The organism is Leptospira broomii serovar Hurstbridge str. 5399 (genome assembly GCF_000243715.2).
In the GTDB taxonomy this organism is placed as follows: Bacteria; Spirochaetota; Leptospiria; order Leptospirales; family Leptospiraceae; genus Leptospira_B; species Leptospira_B broomii.
The window spans coordinates 1,157,642-1,178,871 of sequence record NZ_AHMO02000008.1; the positions used below are offsets into that span (position 1 = coordinate 1,157,642).

The following is a 21,230-nucleotide window of genomic DNA, read 5'->3' on the forward strand; positions in this document are numbered from 1 at the left end:
TTAGCACATATTTTCCTTTGAAATTTCTTTAGAAGGACATCAATCCGTATATGCAAGTTACCAAACGCGCCCCCATGAGAGAAATCCTGGGTTGGTGCATGTTCGACTTTGCCAACTCCAGTTATACAACGGTAATCATAAGCGTAACGTACGGGGTGGTTTTCAGCCAACTAATCGTCCCGCCTTCAACAAATTCGAATAATCCTTATGAAACGGGAAATTTTCTCTGGGGTCTCGCGTTAGCGTTTTCCTATCTGATTGTAGTCATTACCGGACCCATCTTTGGAGCGGTTACTGATTATTCCGCGAAGAAAAAAGCATTTTTATTTTGGAGCTATATTCTTTGTGTAATTACGACGGCAGCCCTTTGGTTCGTAGTTTCGCCCGGTCAATTTGGCTTAGCCTTCTTATTAATAATTCTTTCAAATTTCTTTTTTGCTTCGGGAGAAAATTTCACTTCCAGCTTTCTTCCTTTTCTAGGTCCTAAACATGAGCTTGGAAAAATTTCGGGATACGCGTGGGGAATCGGTTATTTTGGCGGAATTGCCGCCGTTGCCCTTGTAGATACCTTAGGAGAGCCGGTCCCATCCAATTATGATAGCATGCGGTTGGTAGGCCCGTACACCGCCTTTTTCTTTTTGGTCGCCGGAATTCCGACTTTCTTACTTCTAAAGGAATACTCCACAGGAAGTCCAAAACCGGTAGGAGTCAGTTATTTAAAGATCGGATTTGATCGAGTACAAAGTACTTTTAAAGACATTCAGCACTTCCGAGACATGGCCGTATATCTTATTTCCCTATTTTTTGCAATGGCAGCGTTAGGCGTAGTTATTAGCTTTGCATTCATCTACGGGACCCAGGAAATCCAGATGGAAAAAGAACATAGAATTACGATGTTTCTTTTCATTCAATTGTTCGCTGCGGTCGGAGCGGTATTATTCGGCTTTATCCAAGATAAGATAGGAGCATTAAAAACATTTAATATTACTTTGGTATTATGGATCGTTTGCCTTTTACTAATTTATTGGGTCCGAGAAGTCGCAACCTTTATTAATTCGTTCGGTATCCATGTATCCGTCCAATGGACATTCGTAGGAATTACGATTTTAGCGGGCACAGGTTTGGGTTCTACCCAATCCGCAAGCAGGGCTATTGTGGGAATTTTTTCGCCCGAATCAAAATCGGGCGAATTCTACGGCTTATGGGGACTCTCCGGAAAGGTAGCCGCGGCATTCGGACTGGTGGCGATAAGTGTTTTGCAGACACTTCTATCCCTACGTAACGCATTCTTGGCGGTCAGTGTTTTCTTTCTGGTCGCGTTAATCGTAAATCTATTTGTGAACGAAGAAAGAGGAATTAAAAAATCGGATGAATATGATAAACGGCATAAGCATCATTAATTCGAAAATCCTTTAAGCCGAGAAATCCTACCGGTACTCGCTTGCCAGAAATCCCGAATCGTGCTATATTTTTCGTATGGCAGGAATCGAATTTCAAACGGAAGATGAATTTGAATCCCACCAAAGCCAAAGACGTTTGGCTTTGATAACCATGGATGAGCTCACTCAAACAAAGCTGGATTTATTGGAAGCAGGTAAAGAAGTTCCAAAGTTCCTAAATTATGCGATTTCATACCTGAATAGAAAATACCTGACGGACGAAAAAGTAATCAGCGACCTGATAGTCAGACGTGATTCAGGACTATAAACGGATCTTTATTACGTTAGAATCTAATTCTAAATCCCGTTTCATAGAATATCCGTTAACTCGAATGCAATGATCTAATTCCGTTTCTCCTCTATTTTTTCTTGGCTTTTTTCTTCGCTAAGACTTTCTTTTTAGGTAATTTTTTCTTAGCAGCGGCTTTTTTCGCGGGGGACTTCTTACGGGCAGTGGCTCTTTTCTTCCCATCCTCGCTAAGAGTTAAACTCGGGTCACGATCTAGAGTTTTGATCAGAGAAGAATGACGAAATCGAAGCGCCGACCAATCATCATCAATCGCAATCAAACGGACGCCCTCATATCCGACTTTCCCTAAAGGGTCCCATCCTGCATCCCTATGAATCGAGACGTTAAACTTCCGGGAAGTCTTTTTAGGATACGCCAACCATAATAAACCATCTTCCGCAAGGCATGTTGGAACCATCGACGCGATGTTTCGAATCTCGACTTCCGTTTGAACAAAGGCTAAAATAAGACGATATTTTTTTCCGGAACGCAAGGCCCGGTCGACAGGACCTCCTAAACTAGAAAGAGCAGGTTCGAATTCGTAAGGCGAGGAAAGGACACAAACATCCCCTTCCCCTAATTTAAATTGAAGTTTACCGAAAACGGAATGGAGAGCCATGGGGAAAGTGATACCTTCCCTCTTTAGAAAAGGCAAGCGGGAAAAACGATTATTTTATTTCTTCTTTTTTAAAGCCTCGTACTCGGCTCGCTTCAGAATCAACCACTCATGCAAGTTTTGTTTGGTATCCGTCCACTCAAACTCGGAATAATGGTAATATCCCCCGTCCGCGATAGAATAAGTGATCGGAACGGCTTGGTTGGGCGATTCTTTTAGGTAAGAAATCATTTCAGGAGTCATTATCGTTACATTTCCGGTGGGAATATGTCGATAAGTCCTAGTCGGACTATCCGAAATATTTTTTTTAAGCGAATCCACAAAGCTTAATTCTTTAGCGCCTTTTGCCAGTATCAGGCCACGCAAAATATTTGCTCTCGAATCTTTCCTTTCCGAAAGCAATCGCAAGAGGATATGCTTTCCGTTCATATCGTCGTATAAATTGACGTTCGCACCTTTTTCGACTAAATATCTCGCGATATCGTACCGTTCCGCCAGTATCGCTCTATAGAGTGGCGTCCAATTTGTTATAGTATCCGTAACCTCATAGCTTCCCCAGCGAGGATCCGCACCGGCCTCGAAAAGAATCTTCGCAATTTCCAGCGTCCTTGCCGCTTCCAACGGGCTCCGATTGTTAGCTTTGTATTGTCCGAATATATCCTTATAATTACATTCCCGAGAACGTAGATTCGGATCCGCTCCTTTTTTTATAAGAAGTTGCACCAATGCCAACTCGCCTTTTTTCGCAGCCATATAAAGAGGGGTATTGCAAGTTCTCAAGTCGTTCGGATTACTTCCTGCCTCCAGCATTTTGACGGCTTGCTCGTTATTTCCCTTTTCAATTACGGAAGCCAATCTGGAAGCGCAGTCCGTTAGAAAAACGATCGATATTAAGGTAAAGAAACGCAGAAATTTTTCCGAGAACTGATGATTCATTTTTAATTTCGATTAAAAATTTTTTAAGTTCCGCACCGTCGGTCAATCGATATTCTTCGATTCTTTATTAGGATTCGAACTGAGGCCTCAAAGATTTTTAGAAATTATAAGAGATCGTTAAACGAAAGGGCTGCGATATGATCAGATCGACCCGAGTAGAATTCGTCTCAAAATAGAATTGAAGATTCGGTAAACCCTGACTCCATTTTCGGACGGAAATTAATTCTATAAAGAAATTATTGGAATTCCAGCATCTTAGAAATGAGACGTTTTTGGTTCAGATCTAAATCACGCAGTTTATAACGGACGTTCTTATCGACTCTTCGTAGATATTTCTTATAAGTTAAGATAATCTGCTTTTGCTTATTGTAAGGAATAGGATTTCCTTCATCGTGCAATTTCGATTCCACGCCGGCTTGGATCGGCTGAGTCGGAGTGTCCGGCCAAATAAATTCGGTATCATAACTAGAATAGTATTCCAGTTTAATATCTTTATTGTTATTGGGAGAACGTTTGCCATCTTGACTGACTTGAGGCCCTTTCGGATCCGAATTGATCACTCGCCGCATTTCTCGAACGAAAATTTCTCCATTGGAGTTTGTTCTCTTAAACTGCATAATGATCTTATCTAATTTTTCCGGAGTGCCTCCCGGATAAATGAAAATTCTTGCGTTGTATAAGTACGTCTTCGGAAAATCCCAAAAAGATTCGCCGGAACCCATGTCGATTTCTAAATAAGCTTTATTATCCCGATCGGTTTTTAAGAACTGAGGTAGGTCTTGCGGTTCGTCGCCTATGTAACGAAGCGCTTTTTTAGTTGTATCTAGTTGCAAGATTTTATTAATTTTGAAAATATTCTCTGCAATAGAGGCATGTAGATTATCAATCTCGATATCGGAGAAGCCCGCCTTTCGAATTGCTTCGATTTGACGTTCTACCTCTCTCTCTTCCAAAGTAAGAATTTTAGGAGCAGCCTGAAGCTGGAAAGAAACCAGCGAAGCAAGGAAAAGAATCAAGAATCGGGTTTTCATACAGATTGCCTACTCTTTATATATCGAGAAGAGTACACCCTATTCTTGATCGGGGGAAAGAATTTTTCCCCGTTACATATCGGATTATGACACGAATCTTTCGCCCGAATGCCTACTTTGAAGAAGAGCTACTCACTGGTGATATTTTTCCGATCGGTTTAGAAGGGCAGAATGCGGTAGTCGAATCCTGCTTTTTGGTTTTGACTGGGCCTGAAAAAAGTCTGGGTGAAATTATAGCCCATTCCACGCCCGAAGAACGATGGTACTCCTATTGGAAAAAGAAAGGATGGTCTATTGCATCACCCGTACGTATTTTCCAAAGGCAGATTCGATACGAACTTATTTCGGAGCCGATTATTTTGGGAGAATGGGGAAAAATCTCCCAGCTTTCAACTCACGGATATTTTACTCGCGATCCCTCGTCGTACGAAGAATCTTTTCGGCTTTCTTCCAAAATTCAACAATCCATCTGGAAAGCAAATTGCGGTATTGAAGAATTTCCAGCCTGGACTTTTCAAAACGAAGAAGCCTGGCAAGGCGCCATAAATCTCACGCTTAACTTTCCGCTATATGTTCGAAAACTGGACTTCGGTTTTTCGGGAAGACATGAATTCGTCCTGCCGGCCGATTTAGGTTCTTCGTCCAAAAAGGATTTTTTTAAAACAAGAAATACCGGATCGATTCTAGAACCGTGGGTCGATAGAATTCAAGATTTCAGCCTCCTATTTTCGGCTCAGAAAGGGGATTTTAGGTTGGAAGCGAGCACCTTACTTCTCTCGAATTCAAAGGGAAAATATTCGGGAACTTGGATCGCCGAAGCATCTGAAACGGAACAATATTTAAATCAAATGGAAGGTATTCTCGAACGTCTCCGGGAGTTCGCCCCGGCCTACTCCGGATTCGGATCAATCGACTCTTTTATTTATCGGGAAGGTTCAAATCTCCGTTTGCGGAAGATCTCGGAAGTTAATTTTCGCTGGACTATGGGTCGGGTTCTTCGTGAACTTCAAAAAAAATTTCCGCTCCCCGGATATCGGGATCTGGCACTATTCGTTTCGCATAAAAACCGCAATAACCGAGACCCGTATTCTCAGCTTTTAGAGTGGGAAAAGAATTCGTCTTGGCGGATCTTTCCGTTATCGGCATTTTTTTCCGAATCCGGCAAACCGAATCCGAAAGTTCTTCTTTGGTTTCGAATTCCGAAGGCGGAAGTCGGAGATCCGTTTTTAATGGCGGAAGAAATCGCAGGAAAATCTAGAGCGACCTTCGGCAGCTGAAATGTACTTGTGATTCTTTCCCTACCTCCGAGACTGGCTCCAGTCCCTACGGGACCGCAAAAGACCTTAGATCCGTTAGGGTCGGATAAGGATACTAGATGGAACTGTTTCTCAACTACTCTCTTTACATTATCGTTAGCATTGGATTTTTAATTCCTTTTACAGGACTTGTTGTAGGCGGCGGGGCCATCGTTAGTACGACGGTAGCAGGCTTTGTGGTCAATTTCGCCGCTCAAATCGTGGAAGAAGACAAGCTGAAGTCTTATTTGGACAAGAACAAAGGCACGCGTTTGGGTAAAGCCTTACAGCAGGCGGTCGACGCAGGCAAAACGAAATTGCAACCTAGTGTTGCAGCAGTTGCCCCATCTACCTCTCATGCCGCCGATGAAGGCCATGGCGAGCATCACCTAATCTCCATTCAGACTTACAGCATAGTTTTCGCAGCTCTGATTATTGGAACGATCCTCACTGTATGGGTAGCTGGAATCGACTTCGGCGCTGCTAACACTGTTATTGCAATGTTAGTCGCGACAATCAAAGCTTCCTTGGTATTAGCATATTTTATGCACTTAAAATATGATAACCTGATGAACAGGGCCATCTTCGGATCCGGATTCCTCTTCTTGCTCCTTTTATTCGGTTTCTGCGCTGCCGATATCTTTACCCGTTCCAAAATCTATCTCGGTTTCCCCTACTAAAAACCATTAGTAATCGCAAATCACTGAAAAGATTGTAAAAGCCGACCTTAGGGGTCGGCTTTTTTGTGCTTTCGTTAAAACGAAGATATCCATAAATTCATGAACGCCTTATATCAGGACTATCTCCCGAAAGATGCTCAATTCAGAATGAAGATTTTATGGGAGGATCGCTTTTAAAAAAATATAAGCTTCGATTAATTTATGCAAAGTCTATCGATCTTAAGTATCCAAAGAATCCATAGTTTACATTAATTCAGGCTTTTCAAAGACGGTAAATTTACTGATCGATTTCAGAAATGATCTTGCTCTTAAATTAAAGGCCCGAATATTTTTCCAAAATATCCCTCTTCGTATTTCATTCTCGATTCGGCAATCGGAGCCAATAAAAGCAAATAATGATACAATTAACTTGGCCACGCGATCAATTTACCGGTCCTGGCGGCGGCTTATATACTGGCCCAGGTGGAGGTCTTTACGCAGGTATTGATGGAGGTGCCTATGCCGGCCCGGATGGACGACTATATACCGGATCTAGCATTAATCCGTATAGGAGCAATATTCCTCCGTGGCCTATATTCATTAAGTATGTTAAATCGAACGGAATGAATGAGCTTGCACATTTAATAAGCTCCTATATCCCAAATTTGTAAGATAATCTTGTCTGAATTTTATTCGATTTTCACAACTCATATTTAAATTAATTATTCATTGCATTTAAGTAATAATCAAATACTTGATCGACTTTTTTCGTTCTTATTTATCGGTTTGTACTATCGGAGAAAAATATGACCGGGTATTCGGGAACCCCTCTCACTAAAAAATTAGGTTTCAAAGCGGGTCAAATAGCAATACTAATCGGCGAGCCTACTTACTTTTTCGACCTGCTGGAGGACTTACCTGATGGAATTGAATTTAAAAAGAAACTTTCAGGAAAATTCGATTATATTCATCTCTTTACAAAATCCGTAAAAGAGCTCGAAACATACTTTCCCAAGTTTGAAACGTTTCTAGCGGACAAAGGAATGGTCTGGATTTCTTGGCCGAAGGGAAGTTCCGGAGTGGCCACGGATGTAAAAGAGGATAAGGTTCGAGGTATCGGTCTTAAAACCGGTCTCGTCGACGTAAAAGTCTGCGCAGTCGATTCAATATGGTCGGGGTTGTTGTTTCGTCGGCGAAGGGCCTGAAGACGGAAAGTACTTGCCTTTCGAGAAAAATCGAATGTAGTTTAGCGACCGGGAAAACATCAGCCTCTAAATGAAATCGAAAATTCGAAATTTAACCGTTATCGGCTCTTCGATTATAATTTTCTCTTTTGCTTGCAAAGAGAAAGTCCCGGAAATCACCAAGACTATCGAGATACCCGAATTAGAATTAATCCTAAACTACGAAGGTTGGATTTATGGCGAATCCGGATCCGAGGAAACACAACCGTCCGTCATAAAGAAGAATTCGAAAAAAGGGGGTTCCGAACAGGATCTGAAGGTTCTTTTTTATCTTTTTGATTCGGACGAATATACGAAGTCAGGCATTCGTACAAGTATCAACTTCGTTTCCGAACCTATTCCACCCCGTTACTCCAAAGCCACTATAGATGATTATATTGCATCGATCGGCGCACTCTATTCTAATTTATATAAGAATTACGAAATGCTTTCAGTGCCGCAACGACTGACGATAGGAAAACACAAAGCGGCCCTAATCGAGGGCAGATTCCTACTTGAAAATTTTGAACAATCGGCGGAAATTCATAATTATCAACTTATCTTTTTAAAAGACGACCACGCATACATTATTACCGGATCGACTCCCGAAAATGAATTTAAGACGAAAGGACCGAAAATTCTTTCTACCTTGAAAGGAATACGGGAAAGCAAAAGCGCGAATTCTCTCATACCTTAGGCCTTAAGAGTAGGCGTTTCCTCATATTCGACAAGTAGCCTATATATGCTTACCGCATCTTTCCAAATATGAATCTTTCCTTGTTGGTTTAATTCTCTTACGTATTCGTTCACTTCCCCCAAGCGGGATCGAAAGAAATAGAATAATTTCTTATCTTCGACGGCTATGTGACTTATCAACCATTCCTTTAAATCCTGCAGTAATTTCGATATAGCATCCGTATCGTCGTTTCTACTTCTTAGAATCAAGTCGTTTATTATTCCGTTAAAATCTCGGTGCTGCTTGATATGCGAATTCGTGTTATGAAAGCTAAACCTTCTCATGATCGCTTCTTCGGTACTAAAATGTTCTTTAATATAATCTATCGTTGCAGTCAGAGCTTCCTTGATCCGACTGGTTAGTACCTCGTTTTTGATCTCCTGCTTCAATCTTTGACGATGTAATTTTTCGGTTCTAACCAGTAGTTGTAAAAGCCAAAGATGCTGCATATCGACTATGGCAATTCCTGTCTTTAATTTGTATCTGAACCAAAGTTCGGATATAATTCTAAGATTATCCTCTCCGATCGTTTGAAACTCGAATTCTTTACTCGTATCAGAGGAATTCATCACCTGCCTATAAAGGTCCTCAACTTCATCGCTATGCGGGGAATTTACGAATTGGGAATCCATCCAATCTTTGATTTCATCGTAATGCATGTGCACCACGTCAAGATAGGCTCGATCTTCGGAAAGAATATGCTGAAACAACCAGGTTCTTAGATTTCTAAGAAGGTTTAATGCGGCCTTTTTATAATCGCCCGTAACCCTTTCTCTCGCCCTTCTTCTTAAAACCGCGATGAATCGAGTGTGCTGAATTCTGTGCTGACCTAGTTTTTGATAATTGATGCTTTCAAGGACTTTCTCTTCCAAAGAGAAATGTTCGATGGTGTAATCCAAAGCGCGAGTCAAAGTCCTCGTAAAATTATTTTCCATCGAGACAGGGTCGGCAAATTCCAAGTCATCCTCTAATTCGACGATCATTCCTATCAACCAGATATGCTGCTTATCGATAGCAGGAATATTTAGAGCCATGTCAAAGGTCTGCCAAATAGTTCGGATTCTTGCGATTGTGCTTTCCTTCACAGTCTTCTCCTCTAAGCAAAAAGGTGTATCTGCTTTTCCACGCTAAAGTCAATTAACGGAATGGGAAGCGGAAGGCTGCCGTCGGGCGACGGCTAAACGGTTGATTAATATCAATCCGTTCGGAAAGCAAGTCCAGAAGCGAAGAGAAATAAAGATTATTGGAAGACTAGATTCCTAGGCGGGAGACGATTTGCTCTGCTTCTTTAACGAATTGCAATTCTTCTTCCTTGGAAAAAGGCCCGAATCGATTCGCTATAAACCGCTTAGATAATTCGATATATTCGAGACAAGCGGCAATGGTCATAATCGGTTTTGCTTTTCCCGGATAAATTACTATATCCCCGTTTTTGGGTACGACCATCGCTCGAGGCGGAATTTTCTTGCCTCCTCGAATCATGCAGCCTGCAAAAATCATCGCACCGTCCCCGATCTCGGCCTCATCTAAAATTACCGAGCCTATGCCGATCAGACATCCTTTGCCGATTTTACAGCCATGAAGCATTACGTTATGACCCACCAAGGTGTACTCGTCGATAAAAATTCCCGTATTCGAGTCCGTATGGAGAGTGGTATTATCCTGAATATTTACCCCTTCACCTAAACGAATCGAATTCATATCTGCACGAAGCACCGCTCCCGGCCAGACGGATACGTACGGCCCCAGTTCCAAGATACCGATTAAAGTTGCTGCCGGATGAATAAATGCAGTCTCGTGTATTTTCATGAATTCCTTATCGAAGCGGATAACCGGCGGATTTAGCGATATCAATCAATCGATCAGTTATCTCTTTAATTCGTTCCTGAGTAAGATTCTTATCCTGACTCAATAGTCGGAAGCGATACGAGACCGATTTTTTATCTTCGGACAAATTGCCCCCTGTGAAAACTACGGTAACACGTAAATCTTCTAATTCCGGAAACGATTCCTTGCGGACTAACTCGGCAAAATTCGACGTGGACTCCGAAACGTTCATCACCAAGGACAAATCGATTTCGGTCTGAGGAAAATGAGATGGAACTTTGAAATAGTTCGTCTGTCTTTGAGATTCCCATACGTTTAATAGTGTGGCAAAATCGAATTTACCGAGAATCGTCCTTTTCTTTAAATCCATCTTATCCAAAAGAACGGGATGCGCATAACCGAGTTCGCCGATCTTCTCCCCGTCGACCAATAGACTCACGCTTGCCTTAGGATGAAAAAAACGCTTTTCTTCCGATTTCCAGCTAAAAGTACGAATGTTCAAATTGTGCAGGACTTTCTCAATTCCCGAGCGTACTTGTAGAAAGTCGGATTCTAGTTGTTCCTGATCTTTTTCGTTCCATTTGCGTCCTTCGCTTACAGCCCAAGCAAACCATTTGGATTCGTTTTCTGGTTCCGCCGCTTTCTTATAAGTTCGACCGAACTCGAATACCCGAACATTCTCGAACCTATCCACATTCAATCTTACGTTTTTTAGAAGAGAAGGATACAAGGAAGTACGCAAAAACGCTTGGTCTTCAGGCATTGTATTTTTGATTCGAACAAAATTTTTGCGATCCTCTTCCAACGAGTTATCGCTTTCGGAAGCATATGAATAATTAAAGACTTCGTTATAGCCCAAAATCTGAGAAAATTGTCTCTTCAACATTCTTTCAAGTTCCCTGGCCGAGTTCCTTGCGGGAGGTTTGACTTCCGAAGTAAGCGGGCGACGAGGAATACTTGCATATCCTAAGGATCTACCGATCTCTTCAACTAAATCTTCCGGCAGGGTGATGTCATAGTTCTGTCTATATTTAGGAACCGTAACGATCGCCTTCTCTCCTTCCCAATCCGTCGCAAAGGAAAGTTTTTTCAGAACTTCATCCGCAGTATTACGATCGATGTCGGTACCGAGCTTTTTGTTCAAGAAGTCAAGGTTAAGAGTAATAGTTACTTTTTTATCCGCAGTATGAATATATCCCGCTGGAACACTGGCTTTAACAGCCTCGCAACCGTTTTCTTTTAACAATTGAAGAGCCCGCTTAATTACCGGAAGCGAGGTGGTCGCCTCCAACCCTTTTTCATAACGAACTGAAGACTCGGATCGGATACCAGTTTTGCGAATCGACTTTCGAACGAACTCCCTGGGGAATACTGCGGATTCTAAAATTAGGTTTTTCGTGGTAGAGGAAACTGCAGTTTCTGCTCCTCCCATCACGCCTGCGATCGCTACTGCTTTTCCGGAGTTACGGATAATTAAAATTTCTGGATCGAGCTCGGGAGAAGTCTCATCTAAAAGTAAAAAGGATTCTTTCGCTTTTGCATAATCCACTTCCAAAGCCACCTCACCTTGGCTCAGCAGTTTATCCCGATCAAAAAAGTGCGTCGGCTGGCCCGTTTCTAAAAGAAGATAATTCGAAACATCGACTACGTTGTTGATTGTGCGGATCCCGCATTTTTTCAACCGAGCTTGAACGATTTTTTTAGAAGGAAATATAGAAATGCCTTCAATACCTACGGAGAAATAAGAATTAGAATATTTTGTTTCTTTAACTTTAGGCGAAGAAACGCCCTTCGTAAATTCCCATTCTTGTTCCAAAGGATTGAATTTGATGGGTAATTCAAGTTGGGCGGCCAATTCCCTCGCAAAACCGAAATGGCTCCAAAGGTCCGGACGATGTGTGATAGATTTATTATCCACGTCGAAAATTTTATCTCGAAATCCAAGGAAGTCTCGAAGATTGTCGCCGGGTTTAGCCATCGGATCAGCGACGACCATCACTCCCGAATCTTCGTCCGAAAGACCAAGCTCTTTTTCGGAACATAGCATCCCCGAACTTTTGACTCCCCTAAGTTCGGAATCCTTGATTTCCTTTCCATCGAGTATTGCTCCGGGAACGGCCAGAGGTACCAAATCGCCGAGATGTAAATTCGGGGCCCCGGAAACGATTTGAATTTTGCTTTTTCCGTCCGTTACGATTGCAACTTGTAGTTTATCTGCCTGGGGATGTTTTTCCAACGATTCTATTCGGACTAAAACTATCTTTTCTAAATGTGAAAAGAAATCCTCAACGCCGTCGATCTCACAAATGGATGCGGCGATCTTTTTCAGGATTTCTTCCAACGGCACCTCCTTCAGAGGTACATAATCGTTCATCCAATCCAGGGATAATTTCACGTCTCGGCTCTCCCAGCGTCGATAATTTCGACGAAGTACTTTAACAAAAGCTCGGAATCGACAAGACTGTCCAGCAGGAAACCAACGGGTTTATTTCCCTTATTTCAAATAATCTTAGAACTCGATTATCGCGATAAGGGAAAGTAAGCTTGAAACAATTCGAATCTATGGCGAATGTCCTTCCCGACTCGGACCTTTCTTAGTTCGACTTCAAAGTCTTCCTTTACTTTCTGGATTTCGTTTTTAGTCCGATTCATCGCCGATTTCTTTTCGGGTTTCCCTTCCCATTTAAAGGCGGCTTCCTGGCGCATCAATTTCTCTTCCAGCTGTCGTAAGGTGTTTTGATTGCTGTTTCGAATTTTATATTCTTCTTTTAAAAAGAGATCTTTTGTCTGTTCATACAGCTCTCTTTTGCGAGCTTCCATAGCTTGATCCAATGCTTCGCAGGCCGATATAAAGTTTGTCTCGTAATCGGAAGCGAGGAACTCTTCGGGACCTATGATCGAAGATTCACGAACGGCTTCCGGAAGATTTTCTAACACGTTTATATTCCCGCTCCTACGGTTTACTTCTACCGTGAAAATTTCCTTTCTATCCAATGAAAATCTGAACTCGACGATAAATACGAAGTACACCGAATTTCCGTTGGATTGATAAAACCCCGTTCTCCAACCTCGTCTGTCCTTTAAAAAAGAAAGGACAGCATTATCGATCAGCGGATGACCGAATGCTAAGAATTCCAGATTATCGTTCGAAAGAGCTAATTCTGAATCGAAGGTAGCCTTCCTACCCTTATAGATTTCCCCGTCCAGCTTATATAAATGAGGGGCTTCCGTTCGAACTTGACAAGAAGCTTCGTCAGGAAACGTCTTAGAGTAGCGAACAAAAAAATCCTCCAAGTGCGAATTAGTATATGATCGTTCTTGCAGAGTCGTCTTGTAATAGTCCTCCAAATTAAAATCGATCAGTTTCGGGGTCACGAGCGAGCCGAGCTTTTCGAAGCCTTTCTTAGCGATCTTAATTCTTTGATCGATTTCCTCTTCGACTTCTTTAAGTTTCTTATTCCCGGTCACGAAACGCATAAAATTGGAATGAAAGTCCAGCTCATCCTCGATCGCGCCTAGTAATTCGTCCGAATTCCCGATCGACTCTTCGAATAATCGGATCTTATTCGAAAGTACTTCCAAGATTCTTTCGGCCACCGTGTCTTTAGAGGCGAAGTTGAAAATAAATACGTTATCCTTTTGGCCGAAACGGTGAATACGGCCGATTCTCTGCTCTATCTTTAAAGGACTCCACGGAAGATCGTAATTGAATAAAACATTCGCAAATTGTAAATTCCGGCCTTCGCCCCCGGCTTCGGTGCATATTAAAATTTCGGAGGATTTTCTGAATTCGAGAATGGCCTCCTCTTTTGCATCGGCGCTTAACGATCCGTGAAATAAAGTCACCTTATAATCGGAAAGACTAGCTGCGAGAAAATCCTGCGTGCTCCGAAACTGAGTAAAAATGATAAACTTCGGATGCCCTTCTTTTTTAAGTTTTGCGATAGTTTCCTTTAGCTTTTGAGTCTTTCGGTCCTCTTTGATCTTTTTTCCCAAAAGGATCAAACGGTTCAACGAAAGTAATTCGCGGCGAAGATTCGCTAGATCATTCGGCGCCGATTCGTCCAAATCCGAAACGAAATCTTCCACTCCTTCAGTCTCGTCAAAATCCCATTCTTCTAATTTGTTCTCGATTGATCTCAGGTGATGAAGCCGATTTTCGAGCATGAATTTCCGTTTTGAAAGCGCCGATAGAAGCGCAAAAACCGAGGAATCCAACAGCTTTTGAAAAACAATCATTACGAAACCGATGGCTCGGTTTTGAGTCCGCATCGCCAGATTATATTCCCGTCGTACATATTCGGTCGTCTCGTCGTAGAATTGTCTTTCTGCTGAAGAAAGTTCGATCTTGACTGTCTTTGCGAATCTTTTCGTGAAACCTCCGACTTCGACTTTTCTCCTTCTAAGCAGGACTTTGGAGATCTTTTCCTTCAAGTCGGACTTATTTCCCAGGACGTAATCGTTAACGAAAGTATTGTACGGTCCAAGAAGATTCGAATCCACGAGGTGAATCAAATAGTATAACTCCTCCAATTTTCCGCGAAAGGGAGTCGCGGTAAGAAGAAGAAGGCATTCGCATTTGCGAGCTATTTTCTCGGCAAACAAGTAGGCTCGGGTGACTTTATGATAATCTCGTCTAAGTCTATGAGCCTCGTCGAAAATTACGATGTCCCATTTGGTCTTTAAAATCTCTTCCGCATATTTAGGATTCTTAATGAAATCCACGGAAGTAATCACATGCTTAAAATTCTTCCAATTCTTTTCTCCGCTTACGACAAAATTACGCCTTTTAACGATTTCAAAATCTTCATTGAATTTATTCTTCAATTCCTGCTGCCATTGAACTAGTAACGGAGAAGGAGCAACGATCAATACTCGTTTATAACCGCGCCTAAAAATCAGCTCCTTCATAACGAGAGCGGCCTCGATCGTCTTACCCAAACCGACTTCGTCCGCCAGAATAAAACGGGGTTTCAAAGAATTCACAACGACATACGTCGATTCGATTTGGTGCGGAAGTAATCTAGTTCTTGAATTAGAAAGCGCCGACAGCTTATCGTACGCATGAGTGAGCTTTAATTCAAAGGCGGTCAAACAAAGATGCAAAAGTTCGGGAGTGCCCGGTGCTTGAGAAAATGCCGTTGGATAGGCTCCGATAACCCGTAGCTGAGAAGAAGTTTCCGAAATCGATTTTCGGATTCCTGTCTTCGGAAAGAAAATGGATATTTTTCCCGCTTCGGAAGATTCTATCTTTCCGATTCCCAAATCCGCCTCGTTTTTAAGGTAGCATGAGTCACCCCGGTATCCGGTAGGCGATTCCGAATCAAAATCAAGGCTTAGTTGTAGTGTGGACTCCAGACTCAAACTCCTCTCTTATCCCCCCAAATATATTTATGCGTTTGCAGTGATAAACGAAGATTGCTTTTACCGCTTTCTTTTATCCATTCCACCAATAATTCGGGCGACAACTCGTTAAAAACGGGAGACAGAAGTAAGTTTCCTTCCAATTGAAATCGATCCACAATGTGCATCGCCCTTTCAAAATCCTCGCGATCTCGAACCACGAATTTCAACTCGTCCAGGGAATCATTTCTATCCCGAAGGATTTCAAAGTTTTCGACACGCATTCGATCTTCCATTCCCGATCCGGGTAACTTATAGTCTAAAGTAAAAACCATATCCGCCAGATCTTGAATTGATTCCGCTCCGTTTGTTTCAACTCTTACTTTAAGGAAATTCCCGGAAGATTTTCGTTCTTCTCGTAATCGATTTGCTAGAATCTTCGAAAACTCCTTATTGCCGCTTTCAAGAGGTTCTCCACCGGTCAGTAGGACTTGAGTGGAAGTAGCTGAAAGATTCCGGATTTCAGAAACCACTTCATCGATGTTCATTTCCCGTCCTGCATTAGGAGAAAGTGCGTACGGGGTATCACACCAGAGTTTTTTAGAACCGGTCATTCCGCAGCGCAAGGAACACCCCGCAAATCGAACGAATATCGTAGGTAATCCGGTAGATATACCCTCTCCGGAAACGGATAAGTAGATTTCGTGAATTACGGATTTCATATTATAGCGAACGGCCCGTTAGTACAACAGTTTTCCTAACCTTTTCCGATTGTATCAGAAAAAGGTTTAGCCGGGAATACCAAACTGTTTCACTTGAATTCTAAGTCAAGACGCGACGAATCGGCATATCCAAAAAAAGGTTGAGATACCTCTAAGTATAATGTAAAAAAGTCAATCTCCCTTGAATCGCTGTGATGACGTGACGGGAGTACGAATCGTGGATTTTGATGCTCCTTTTTAGAAAAAAAAATCAGATGCTTTTAGAGGGAAAAGTCCGCTTGGCATTCACCTTGCTAGCTGGAATCATGCTAGCCGGATTTTTACTATCATTTTGGACAGTTAGAGAGCTGGAAATAACCGGAAATAGGATCCATCATACCTATGAAGTTATCAGTAAAATAGATTTTGTTAAATATCTCTCAAGGGATTTACGTCTCAACTCTCCCAATCTTCGCCCGAAAAATCAAAAAGAGCTTTTAAACATCATCGCGGATCTTGAAGTAGAGGAAAAGCTTTTGCGGGATCTAATCAAAGATAACCAACTGCAGACCGATCAAGTCGTCTTTCTCTCTACGGAAATTCAGAATTTAAAAATCCAAATCCGATCCGTTTATAACGGGCAGGAACGGGGAATCGCAGAAGTTGAAAAAATTCTTTCTCAAATGCGCAACGAAGAATTGCGCCTTCTTGAAGAGAAGAGAGCAAAAAGACAATCGCAGATTCGGATAACTTTCATCCTTATTTCCATTTTGCTGTTAGGCACCTTATCGGTAATCTTATTTAGCATTCAAACGATTCGAAAGGATATCGGCGAAAAAAAGAAGATTACCGATAGATTGATCCAAAGTGAAACTAGGCTTCTTTCGATACTCGACGGACTTCCTTCGGCATTTACAATGCTAGATAAGGAAGGAAGAATATTATTTCATAACCAGGTATTTGCCAAAAGGTTCCTCAGCCCGACCTATGAAAATTCTCTTAATTTAAACGTTCTCTTCGGACCGGAAAAAAAGAAGTATATTTCGAAAATGCTCGAAACGTCCATAAACAGATTAGTCCCGGTCGAATACGAATTAGATCTGCCTACTCAGGATTCTATGCGTACTTTTCATTGTATCAATTTGCCCCTATTAAGCGTCGAAAACGAAGTCTATGCCATCTGCGCCCTCTTTACGGATATCACAGTCAGAAAGAATTATGAAGACGATCTAAAAAAAGCGAAAGAAGAAGCGGAAAAGGCAAACCAGGCCAAGTCGGAATTTTTAGCAATGATGAGTCATGAAATTAGAACTCCGATGAACGGAGTAATCGGAATGACCGAACTTCTATTGGATTCCGATCTTACGGGGGAGAAGCGAGAATATGCCGAGATAATTCAGAAAAGCGGAGAAAGTCTATTAAGTATCATCAACGATATTTTAGACTATTCCAAGATCGAATCCGGCACCTTGCGCCTGGAATCGAAGGAATTTTCGATCCTTGAAACCGCCGAGGAAACATTGGATCTTTTTAGATCCAGCGCCGCGGAAAAAGGAATCGATTTGATATGCCATATCGATCCGAACGTTCCCGATATAATCATCGGGGATAAACTCAGACTCCGACAAGTATTGATCAACTTGTTCGGAAATTCCTTAAAGTTTACAGAAAAAGGGGAAGTTTTTTTATCTGCGGAAGTTTCTAAGAAAGACAAATCCTTCTGTACTATTCGCTTTTCCGTTCGCGATACGGGGATAGGAATTCCGAAGGAAAAGCAAAAGCAACTTTTCAATCCCTTTTACCAAGTGGATACTAGCTCAACTAGAAAATATGGAGGAACAGGATTAGGTCTATCCATATCGTATCGTTTAATTAAAATGATGGGCGGACGGATTTGGCTGGAGAGCGATGTCAATAAAGGGACCACTTTTTCCTTTGAAATACAAGCGGAAAGCGTCGAACAAAAAAACCAAGTCATACCTAATATAAATTATCCCGGATTAGAAAATCGAAAAATTCTAATAATCGACGATAATGCGACAAACCTTCGAATTCTTTCTCATCAGCTTCAAATATTGGGACTTATGACCTTCTCATCTTCTTCTAAGGAAGAAGCTTTATCCTTACTGGACTTGGGAATTCTACCCGAACTAGCGATACTGGATTATAATCTTGCGGGCAATAACGGAGTTCAAATCGCGCAAGAGCTAAGACGTAGGAATTTTCTCTTTCCGTTGATCTTACTTTCTTCCTCTATCTTGGATATAAAGGAGCGGGAAATCGCGGATCAACTTTTTCTAAGGCAATTGAGTAAACCCGTTAAGAAGAAAGAACTCGAACAAATCGTTACGGAAATTCTGATCACCGGAACCGAAAAAGGAAAAGCGAATCGATCCTCCTCTTACCTAGAAAAGCAAAAAGATTTACTGCAATCTACTTATCCCTTCGAAGTTTTGATAGCGGAAGATAATGAAATCAATCTTTCTTTGGCTAAGCGAATCCTACAAAAGTTAGGATATAGCCCGATCGTCGCAACTAATGGGAAACAGGTTTTGAATCGCCTTCGCGAGGCAAAATTCGACGTGGTTTTAATGGACGTACATATGCCCGAGATGGACGGCATCCAAGCCACTCAGGTAATTCGAAATACGTGGCCCCAAAATGAACAGCCTTACATTATCGCGATGACGGCGGCCGCTATGCAAGGAGACCGGGAAATCTGTCTGCGGGCAGGAATGAATGATTATGTTTCTAAACCCATCGTTTTCGAAGAACTCATTCATGCCCTCCGGAAAGCGGGAAACTCCATCTTCGCCTGATTCAACCCTAAAATACGTTTGTCCCATAGTAGGAATTTGCCGATCTTTAATAGCAAGGTATTATCCGAATGTTTTCCGGAACGAAACTCCAGAATTTCTCCGTTACAAGAATCAAAAACCGTCATCTATTGTTACTACTTTTCTGCATTTTATTCATGCCGAATCAAGGGAATTCACAGGATGGTGAAACGGTAAAAACTCTAGATACTCGAAAAACGATTCTTTGGACTGGAGAGGTGTTGGGAGTTTATCGCAATAAGGGAAAGGTTAAGATTCGAATCGAACGAAACTCATTCTTTGCCGACCGAGAAGAAGAGGAAATTCGCGCAGTTCTAGATATGTATAAGCGATTTCCATTGCTCCGAAAACCGAAACTCGAGGAAATCGGTTCGTTCTCTATCGAGAATGTCGAGATTGAATTCGAGAAAGTCGGCCGCAAAACAAAACCGGTTTCGATCGAAATGAGAGGATCCTTTTCGTTACTTCAAGGCAACCCCGAGCGGCTCGTTGCCGCCGGGATTTTAGTAGGGCATTACGGACAGGAAAAATTTTATCAGGATCCGGGAGTCTTCGATGCGACCGATGTCGTAAGAAATAGACCTAAAAAAATACTCCTTCATCCTAAAGACGGCAAAGAAATGGTTCTGGTAAGTTCCGGATACGAGTCCGGCGGTAAGACTCTCTACGAGCAAATGGGTTATTTCCTTTTCGGCCAGGGTTCGGAGTCTTCGGAGGATAGCTATAATCCTTTTTTCGATTCGCCCAGACGAGATACATTAGAAGAACTTTCCTCCTTTTATATCGATAAGCACGAAGTTACAAACAAAGAATATAATAAATTCCTAAAGGAAACCGGGACACCGCCGCCGCCTCATTGGGAAAACGGTCTTTACCCGAAAGGGAAGGACTATCACCCGGTCGTGAATCTTACTTACAGGGAAGCGGAGCTATACGCGAAATGGGCCGGTAAACGGGTCCCGAGCGAATTTCAATGGGAAAAAGCCGCCAGAGGAACCGGAATTTCCTGGAGATTGCTCAAGGATGAGAGTTACGAATTCGTCTCTAATCCGCGGGATTATCCATTCGGAAACGAATACGACCCGGTACTTTGCAATACTAAAGAAACCGGCAAAAAAGAAACCGTTTCCGTGTTCGAGCTACCTATTAAGGGAGAAAGTCCGTTCGGCGCCTTGGGAATGTGCGGTAACGCTCCCGAATGGACTAGTTCGCCTTACCTTCCTTATAAAGGACACAGACTTTCATCCGTAAAATTCGGCAAACATTTGCGGGTGATTCGAGGCGGTTCATTCAGCTCGGATAAGGAAGAAGCAAAATCCTATTCGAGGGATTTTGGCGGGCTTCCGAATCTTTCCACGGATCGAAAAGCGGGAATTCGCTTGATTATGGAATTAAAGAAATAAGATTATTCTAATATAGATAAAAGCAAGTCTCTTAACGGAAATAAGAGTTCAAGTCACTCTACTTTTTAAGAGTAGTTTATCCAACGTTTTGGGAGCGAACCGGCTTAAAAATAAACCGAATTTTTCCTTAAAGCCGGCAGGATATAAATCCCTTTTTCTTGCTTCGATTCCCTTTAAAACGATTTTTGCCACTGTATCCGGTTCCATCCCCTTTTTTTGCCCTTCGTCCATTATACCGTGCGGAGAGCCGTCGGCAGATAACGCCTTTACGGAAATATCGGTCTTAACGAATCCGGGTGAGACAGTTAATACATGAACTCCAGATTCCGCATTTTCCAGACGAATGCTATCCATAAATGCTTGGACTGCATGCTTACTTGCCGCATAACCGGAACGATATTGCGTTGCGAATTTACCTTGAATGGAAGAGACCGCTACAACATGGCCGTCGGTTTGTCGAAGATCGCTTTCGAGAAGTTTATAAAGTAATACGAGCGGATAATAATTCGTTTCGATAAGATTTCGAAAGACTTTGAAATCAGCTTCGGATGCTAAGGCTCGCATTGAAACTCCTGCGTTATGAATGAACCCGTCTACCCGTTTTACTCTTTTACGAAATTCCTCGACGACTCTTTTAAGTTCCGTCTCGGAAGTTACGTCTGCAGGAAGAATAATCATTTGATCCGAATTCGGAACCGAAGCTTTCAATTCCTTAAGCGCGTCTTTTCTTCGAGCAACAACACCGACGACTGCGCCGGCCTTAGAAAGTTCTTTAGCTAACGATCTGCCTATGCCGGAACTCGCGCCGGTAACGAGAAAAACCTTATCCTTGAAGTACAAACTCATATTCGAAACGCCGTTCGGCGATGCGGAAAATAATAGGAAAGATTCCGAA

At 42.2% G+C, this 21,230-nt stretch carries 18 protein-coding genes; 9 read left to right on the forward strand and 9 right to left on the reverse strand.

All coding sequences use genetic code 11. From position 1 onward, the window contains the following. Window positions 1–50: 50 nt before the first annotated feature. Both LEP1GSC050_RS10990 and LEP1GSC050_RS10995 read left to right on the forward strand, forming a co-directional pair. Complete coding sequence (locus tag LEP1GSC050_RS10990) at window positions 51–1,400, forward strand: MFS transporter (RefSeq protein WP_020987231.1); 1,350 nt, start codon at window positions 51–53, stop codon at window positions 1,398–1,400. An 85-nt stretch (window positions 1,401–1,485) separates the two neighbouring features. Further along, on the forward strand, window positions 1,486–1,707 hold the full coding sequence (locus LEP1GSC050_RS10995) for a hypothetical protein (protein ID WP_040911625.1): 222 nt from the start codon (window positions 1,486–1,488) through the stop codon (window positions 1,705–1,707). A 91-nt stretch (window positions 1,708–1,798) separates the two neighbouring features. Here the strand turns inward: LEP1GSC050_RS10995 and LEP1GSC050_RS11000 are convergent, their stop codons facing one another. From LEP1GSC050_RS11000 to LEP1GSC050_RS11010, 3 genes are all read right to left on the reverse strand, one after another. Continuing rightward, the gene (locus LEP1GSC050_RS11000; RefSeq protein WP_010571265.1) at window positions 1,799–2,347 is read right to left on the reverse strand and encodes a hypothetical protein; all 549 of its coding nucleotides are present in this window, start codon (window positions 2,345–2,347) and stop codon (window positions 1,799–1,801) included. A 54-nt stretch (window positions 2,348–2,401) separates the two neighbouring features. Continuing rightward, window positions 2,402–3,280, reverse strand: coding sequence for an ankyrin repeat domain-containing protein (locus LEP1GSC050_RS11005; RefSeq protein ID WP_010571266.1), 879 nt, complete (start codon window positions 3,278–3,280; stop codon window positions 2,402–2,404). Between the two features lie 236 nt (window positions 3,281–3,516). Further along, window positions 3,517–4,311 (reverse strand): LIC13212 family protein, encoded by a 795-nt coding sequence (locus LEP1GSC050_RS11010; protein WP_010571267.1) that lies wholly within the window; start codon window positions 4,309–4,311, stop codon window positions 3,517–3,519. 86 nt (window positions 4,312–4,397) lie between these two features. Between LEP1GSC050_RS11010 and LEP1GSC050_RS11015 the strand changes: the two genes are divergently transcribed. The 5 genes from LEP1GSC050_RS11015 to LEP1GSC050_RS11035 all read left to right on the forward strand — a co-directional run bounded on the left by LEP1GSC050_RS11015 (window position 4,398) and on the right by LEP1GSC050_RS11035 (window position 8,185). Continuing rightward, complete coding sequence (locus tag LEP1GSC050_RS11015; protein WP_020987669.1) at window positions 4,398–5,588, forward strand: hypothetical protein; 1,191 nt, start codon at window positions 4,398–4,400, stop codon at window positions 5,586–5,588. 98 nt (window positions 5,589–5,686) lie between these two features. Beyond that, window positions 5,687–6,286, forward strand: a complete 600-nt coding sequence (locus LEP1GSC050_RS11020) for a cytochrome C oxidase subunit IV family protein (protein ID WP_010571269.1) — start codon at window positions 5,687–5,689, stop codon at window positions 6,284–6,286. A gap of 395 nt (window positions 6,287–6,681) precedes the next feature. Then, window positions 6,682–6,936, forward strand: a complete 255-nt coding sequence (locus LEP1GSC050_RS11025; protein ID WP_010571270.1) for a hypothetical protein — start codon at window positions 6,682–6,684, stop codon at window positions 6,934–6,936. 135 nt (window positions 6,937–7,071) lie between these two features. Next, the gene (locus tag LEP1GSC050_RS11030; RefSeq protein WP_010571271.1) at window positions 7,072–7,470 is read left to right on the forward strand and encodes a hypothetical protein; all 399 of its coding nucleotides are present in this window, start codon (window positions 7,072–7,074) and stop codon (window positions 7,468–7,470) included. A 70-nt stretch (window positions 7,471–7,540) separates the two neighbouring features. Beyond that, the gene (locus LEP1GSC050_RS11035) at window positions 7,541–8,185 is read left to right on the forward strand and encodes an LIC_13215 family putative lipoprotein (RefSeq protein WP_010571272.1); all 645 of its coding nucleotides are present in this window, start codon (window positions 7,541–7,543) and stop codon (window positions 8,183–8,185) included. Here the strand turns inward: LEP1GSC050_RS11035 and LEP1GSC050_RS11040 are convergent. The 5 genes from LEP1GSC050_RS11040 to LEP1GSC050_RS11060 all read right to left on the reverse strand — a co-directional run bounded on the left by LEP1GSC050_RS11040 (window position 8,182) and on the right by LEP1GSC050_RS11060 (window position 16,116). After that, window positions 8,182–9,309, reverse strand: coding sequence for a bacteriohemerythrin (locus LEP1GSC050_RS11040; protein WP_010571273.1), 1,128 nt, complete (start codon window positions 9,307–9,309; stop codon window positions 8,182–8,184). The two genes, LEP1GSC050_RS11035 and LEP1GSC050_RS11040, sit on opposite strands and share 4 nt — an antisense overlap. Window positions 9,310–9,475: 166 nt before the next feature. Further along, window positions 9,476–10,033 carry a gamma carbonic anhydrase family protein gene (locus tag LEP1GSC050_RS11045; protein ID WP_010571274.1) on the reverse strand — a complete coding sequence of 186 codons (558 nt, stop codon included), beginning with the start codon at window positions 10,031–10,033 and terminating at the stop codon, window positions 9,476–9,478. 7 nt (window positions 10,034–10,040) lie between these two features. Then, window positions 10,041–12,446, reverse strand: a complete 2,406-nt coding sequence (gene pheT / locus LEP1GSC050_RS11050) for a phenylalanine--tRNA ligase subunit beta (protein WP_010571275.1) — start codon at window positions 12,444–12,446, stop codon at window positions 10,041–10,043. Window positions 12,447–12,571: 125 nt separating this feature from the next. After that, on the reverse strand, window positions 12,572–15,409 hold the full coding sequence (locus LEP1GSC050_RS11055) for a DEAD/DEAH box helicase (protein WP_040911631.1): 2,838 nt from the start codon (window positions 15,407–15,409) through the stop codon (window positions 12,572–12,574). 2 nt (window positions 15,410–15,411) lie between these two features. Further along, complete coding sequence (locus tag LEP1GSC050_RS11060; RefSeq protein WP_010571277.1) at window positions 15,412–16,116, reverse strand: 7-carboxy-7-deazaguanine synthase QueE; 705 nt, start codon at window positions 16,114–16,116, stop codon at window positions 15,412–15,414. A gap of 278 nt (window positions 16,117–16,394) precedes the next feature. On the opposite strand from LEP1GSC050_RS11060, the gene LEP1GSC050_RS11065 reads away from it, so the two are divergent. Then, entirely contained in the window at window positions 16,395–18,914 is a 2,520-nt protein-coding gene (locus LEP1GSC050_RS11065) for a hybrid sensor histidine kinase/response regulator (RefSeq protein WP_232225701.1), read from the forward strand. 68 nt (window positions 18,915–18,982) lie between these two features. Continuing rightward, entirely contained in the window at window positions 18,983–20,335 is a 1,353-nt protein-coding gene (locus LEP1GSC050_RS11070) for a formylglycine-generating enzyme family protein (RefSeq protein ID WP_010571279.1), read from the forward strand. Window positions 20,336–20,383: 48 nt separating this feature from the next. Here LEP1GSC050_RS11070 and LEP1GSC050_RS11075 read toward each other — a convergent pair whose 3' ends face one another. Further along, the gene (locus LEP1GSC050_RS11075) at window positions 20,384–21,181 is read right to left on the reverse strand and encodes an SDR family oxidoreductase (protein ID WP_040911299.1); all 798 of its coding nucleotides are present in this window, start codon (window positions 21,179–21,181) and stop codon (window positions 20,384–20,386) included. Window positions 21,182–21,230 lie beyond the last annotated feature (49 nt).

What these genes read in the sequence shown, in the direction of transcription:
- LEP1GSC050_RS11010 (WP_010571267.1), bottom strand. Translation starts at nt 4,311, where the DNA reads ATGAAAACCCGATTCTTGATTCTTTTCCTTGCTTCGCTGGTTTCTTTC.
- LEP1GSC050_RS11015 (WP_020987669.1), top strand. Translation starts at nt 4,398, where the DNA reads ATGACACGAATCTTTCGCCCGAATGCCTACTTTGAAGAAGAGCTACTC.
- LEP1GSC050_RS11000 (WP_010571265.1), bottom strand. Translation starts at nt 2,347, where the DNA reads ATGGCTCTCCATTCCGTTTTCGGTAAACTTCAATTTAAATTAGGGGAA.
- LEP1GSC050_RS11070 (WP_010571279.1), top strand. Translation starts at nt 18,983, where the DNA reads ATGTTTTCCGGAACGAAACTCCAGAATTTCTCCGTTACAAGAATCAAA.
- LEP1GSC050_RS11035 (WP_010571272.1), top strand. Translation starts at nt 7,541, where the DNA reads ATGAAATCGAAAATTCGAAATTTAACCGTTATCGGCTCTTCGATTATA.
- LEP1GSC050_RS11045 (WP_010571274.1), bottom strand. Translation starts at nt 10,033, where the DNA reads ATGAAAATACACGAGACTGCATTTATTCATCCGGCAGCAACTTTAATC.
- LEP1GSC050_RS11005 (WP_010571266.1), bottom strand. Translation starts at nt 3,280, where the DNA reads ATGAATCATCAGTTCTCGGAAAAATTTCTGCGTTTCTTTACCTTAATA.
- LEP1GSC050_RS10990 (WP_020987231.1), top strand. Translation starts at nt 51, where the DNA reads ATGCAAGTTACCAAACGCGCCCCCATGAGAGAAATCCTGGGTTGGTGC.
- LEP1GSC050_RS11030 (WP_010571271.1), top strand. Translation starts at nt 7,072, where the DNA reads ATGACCGGGTATTCGGGAACCCCTCTCACTAAAAAATTAGGTTTCAAA.
- LEP1GSC050_RS11060 (WP_010571277.1), bottom strand. Translation starts at nt 16,116, where the DNA reads ATGAAATCCGTAATTCACGAAATCTACTTATCCGTTTCCGGAGAGGGT.
- LEP1GSC050_RS11025 (WP_010571270.1), top strand. Translation starts at nt 6,682, where the DNA reads ATGATACAATTAACTTGGCCACGCGATCAATTTACCGGTCCTGGCGGC.
- LEP1GSC050_RS11075 (WP_040911299.1), bottom strand. Translation starts at nt 21,181, where the DNA reads ATGAGTTTGTACTTCAAGGATAAGGTTTTTCTCGTTACCGGCGCGAGT.
- LEP1GSC050_RS11020 (WP_010571269.1), top strand. Translation starts at nt 5,687, where the DNA reads ATGGAACTGTTTCTCAACTACTCTCTTTACATTATCGTTAGCATTGGA.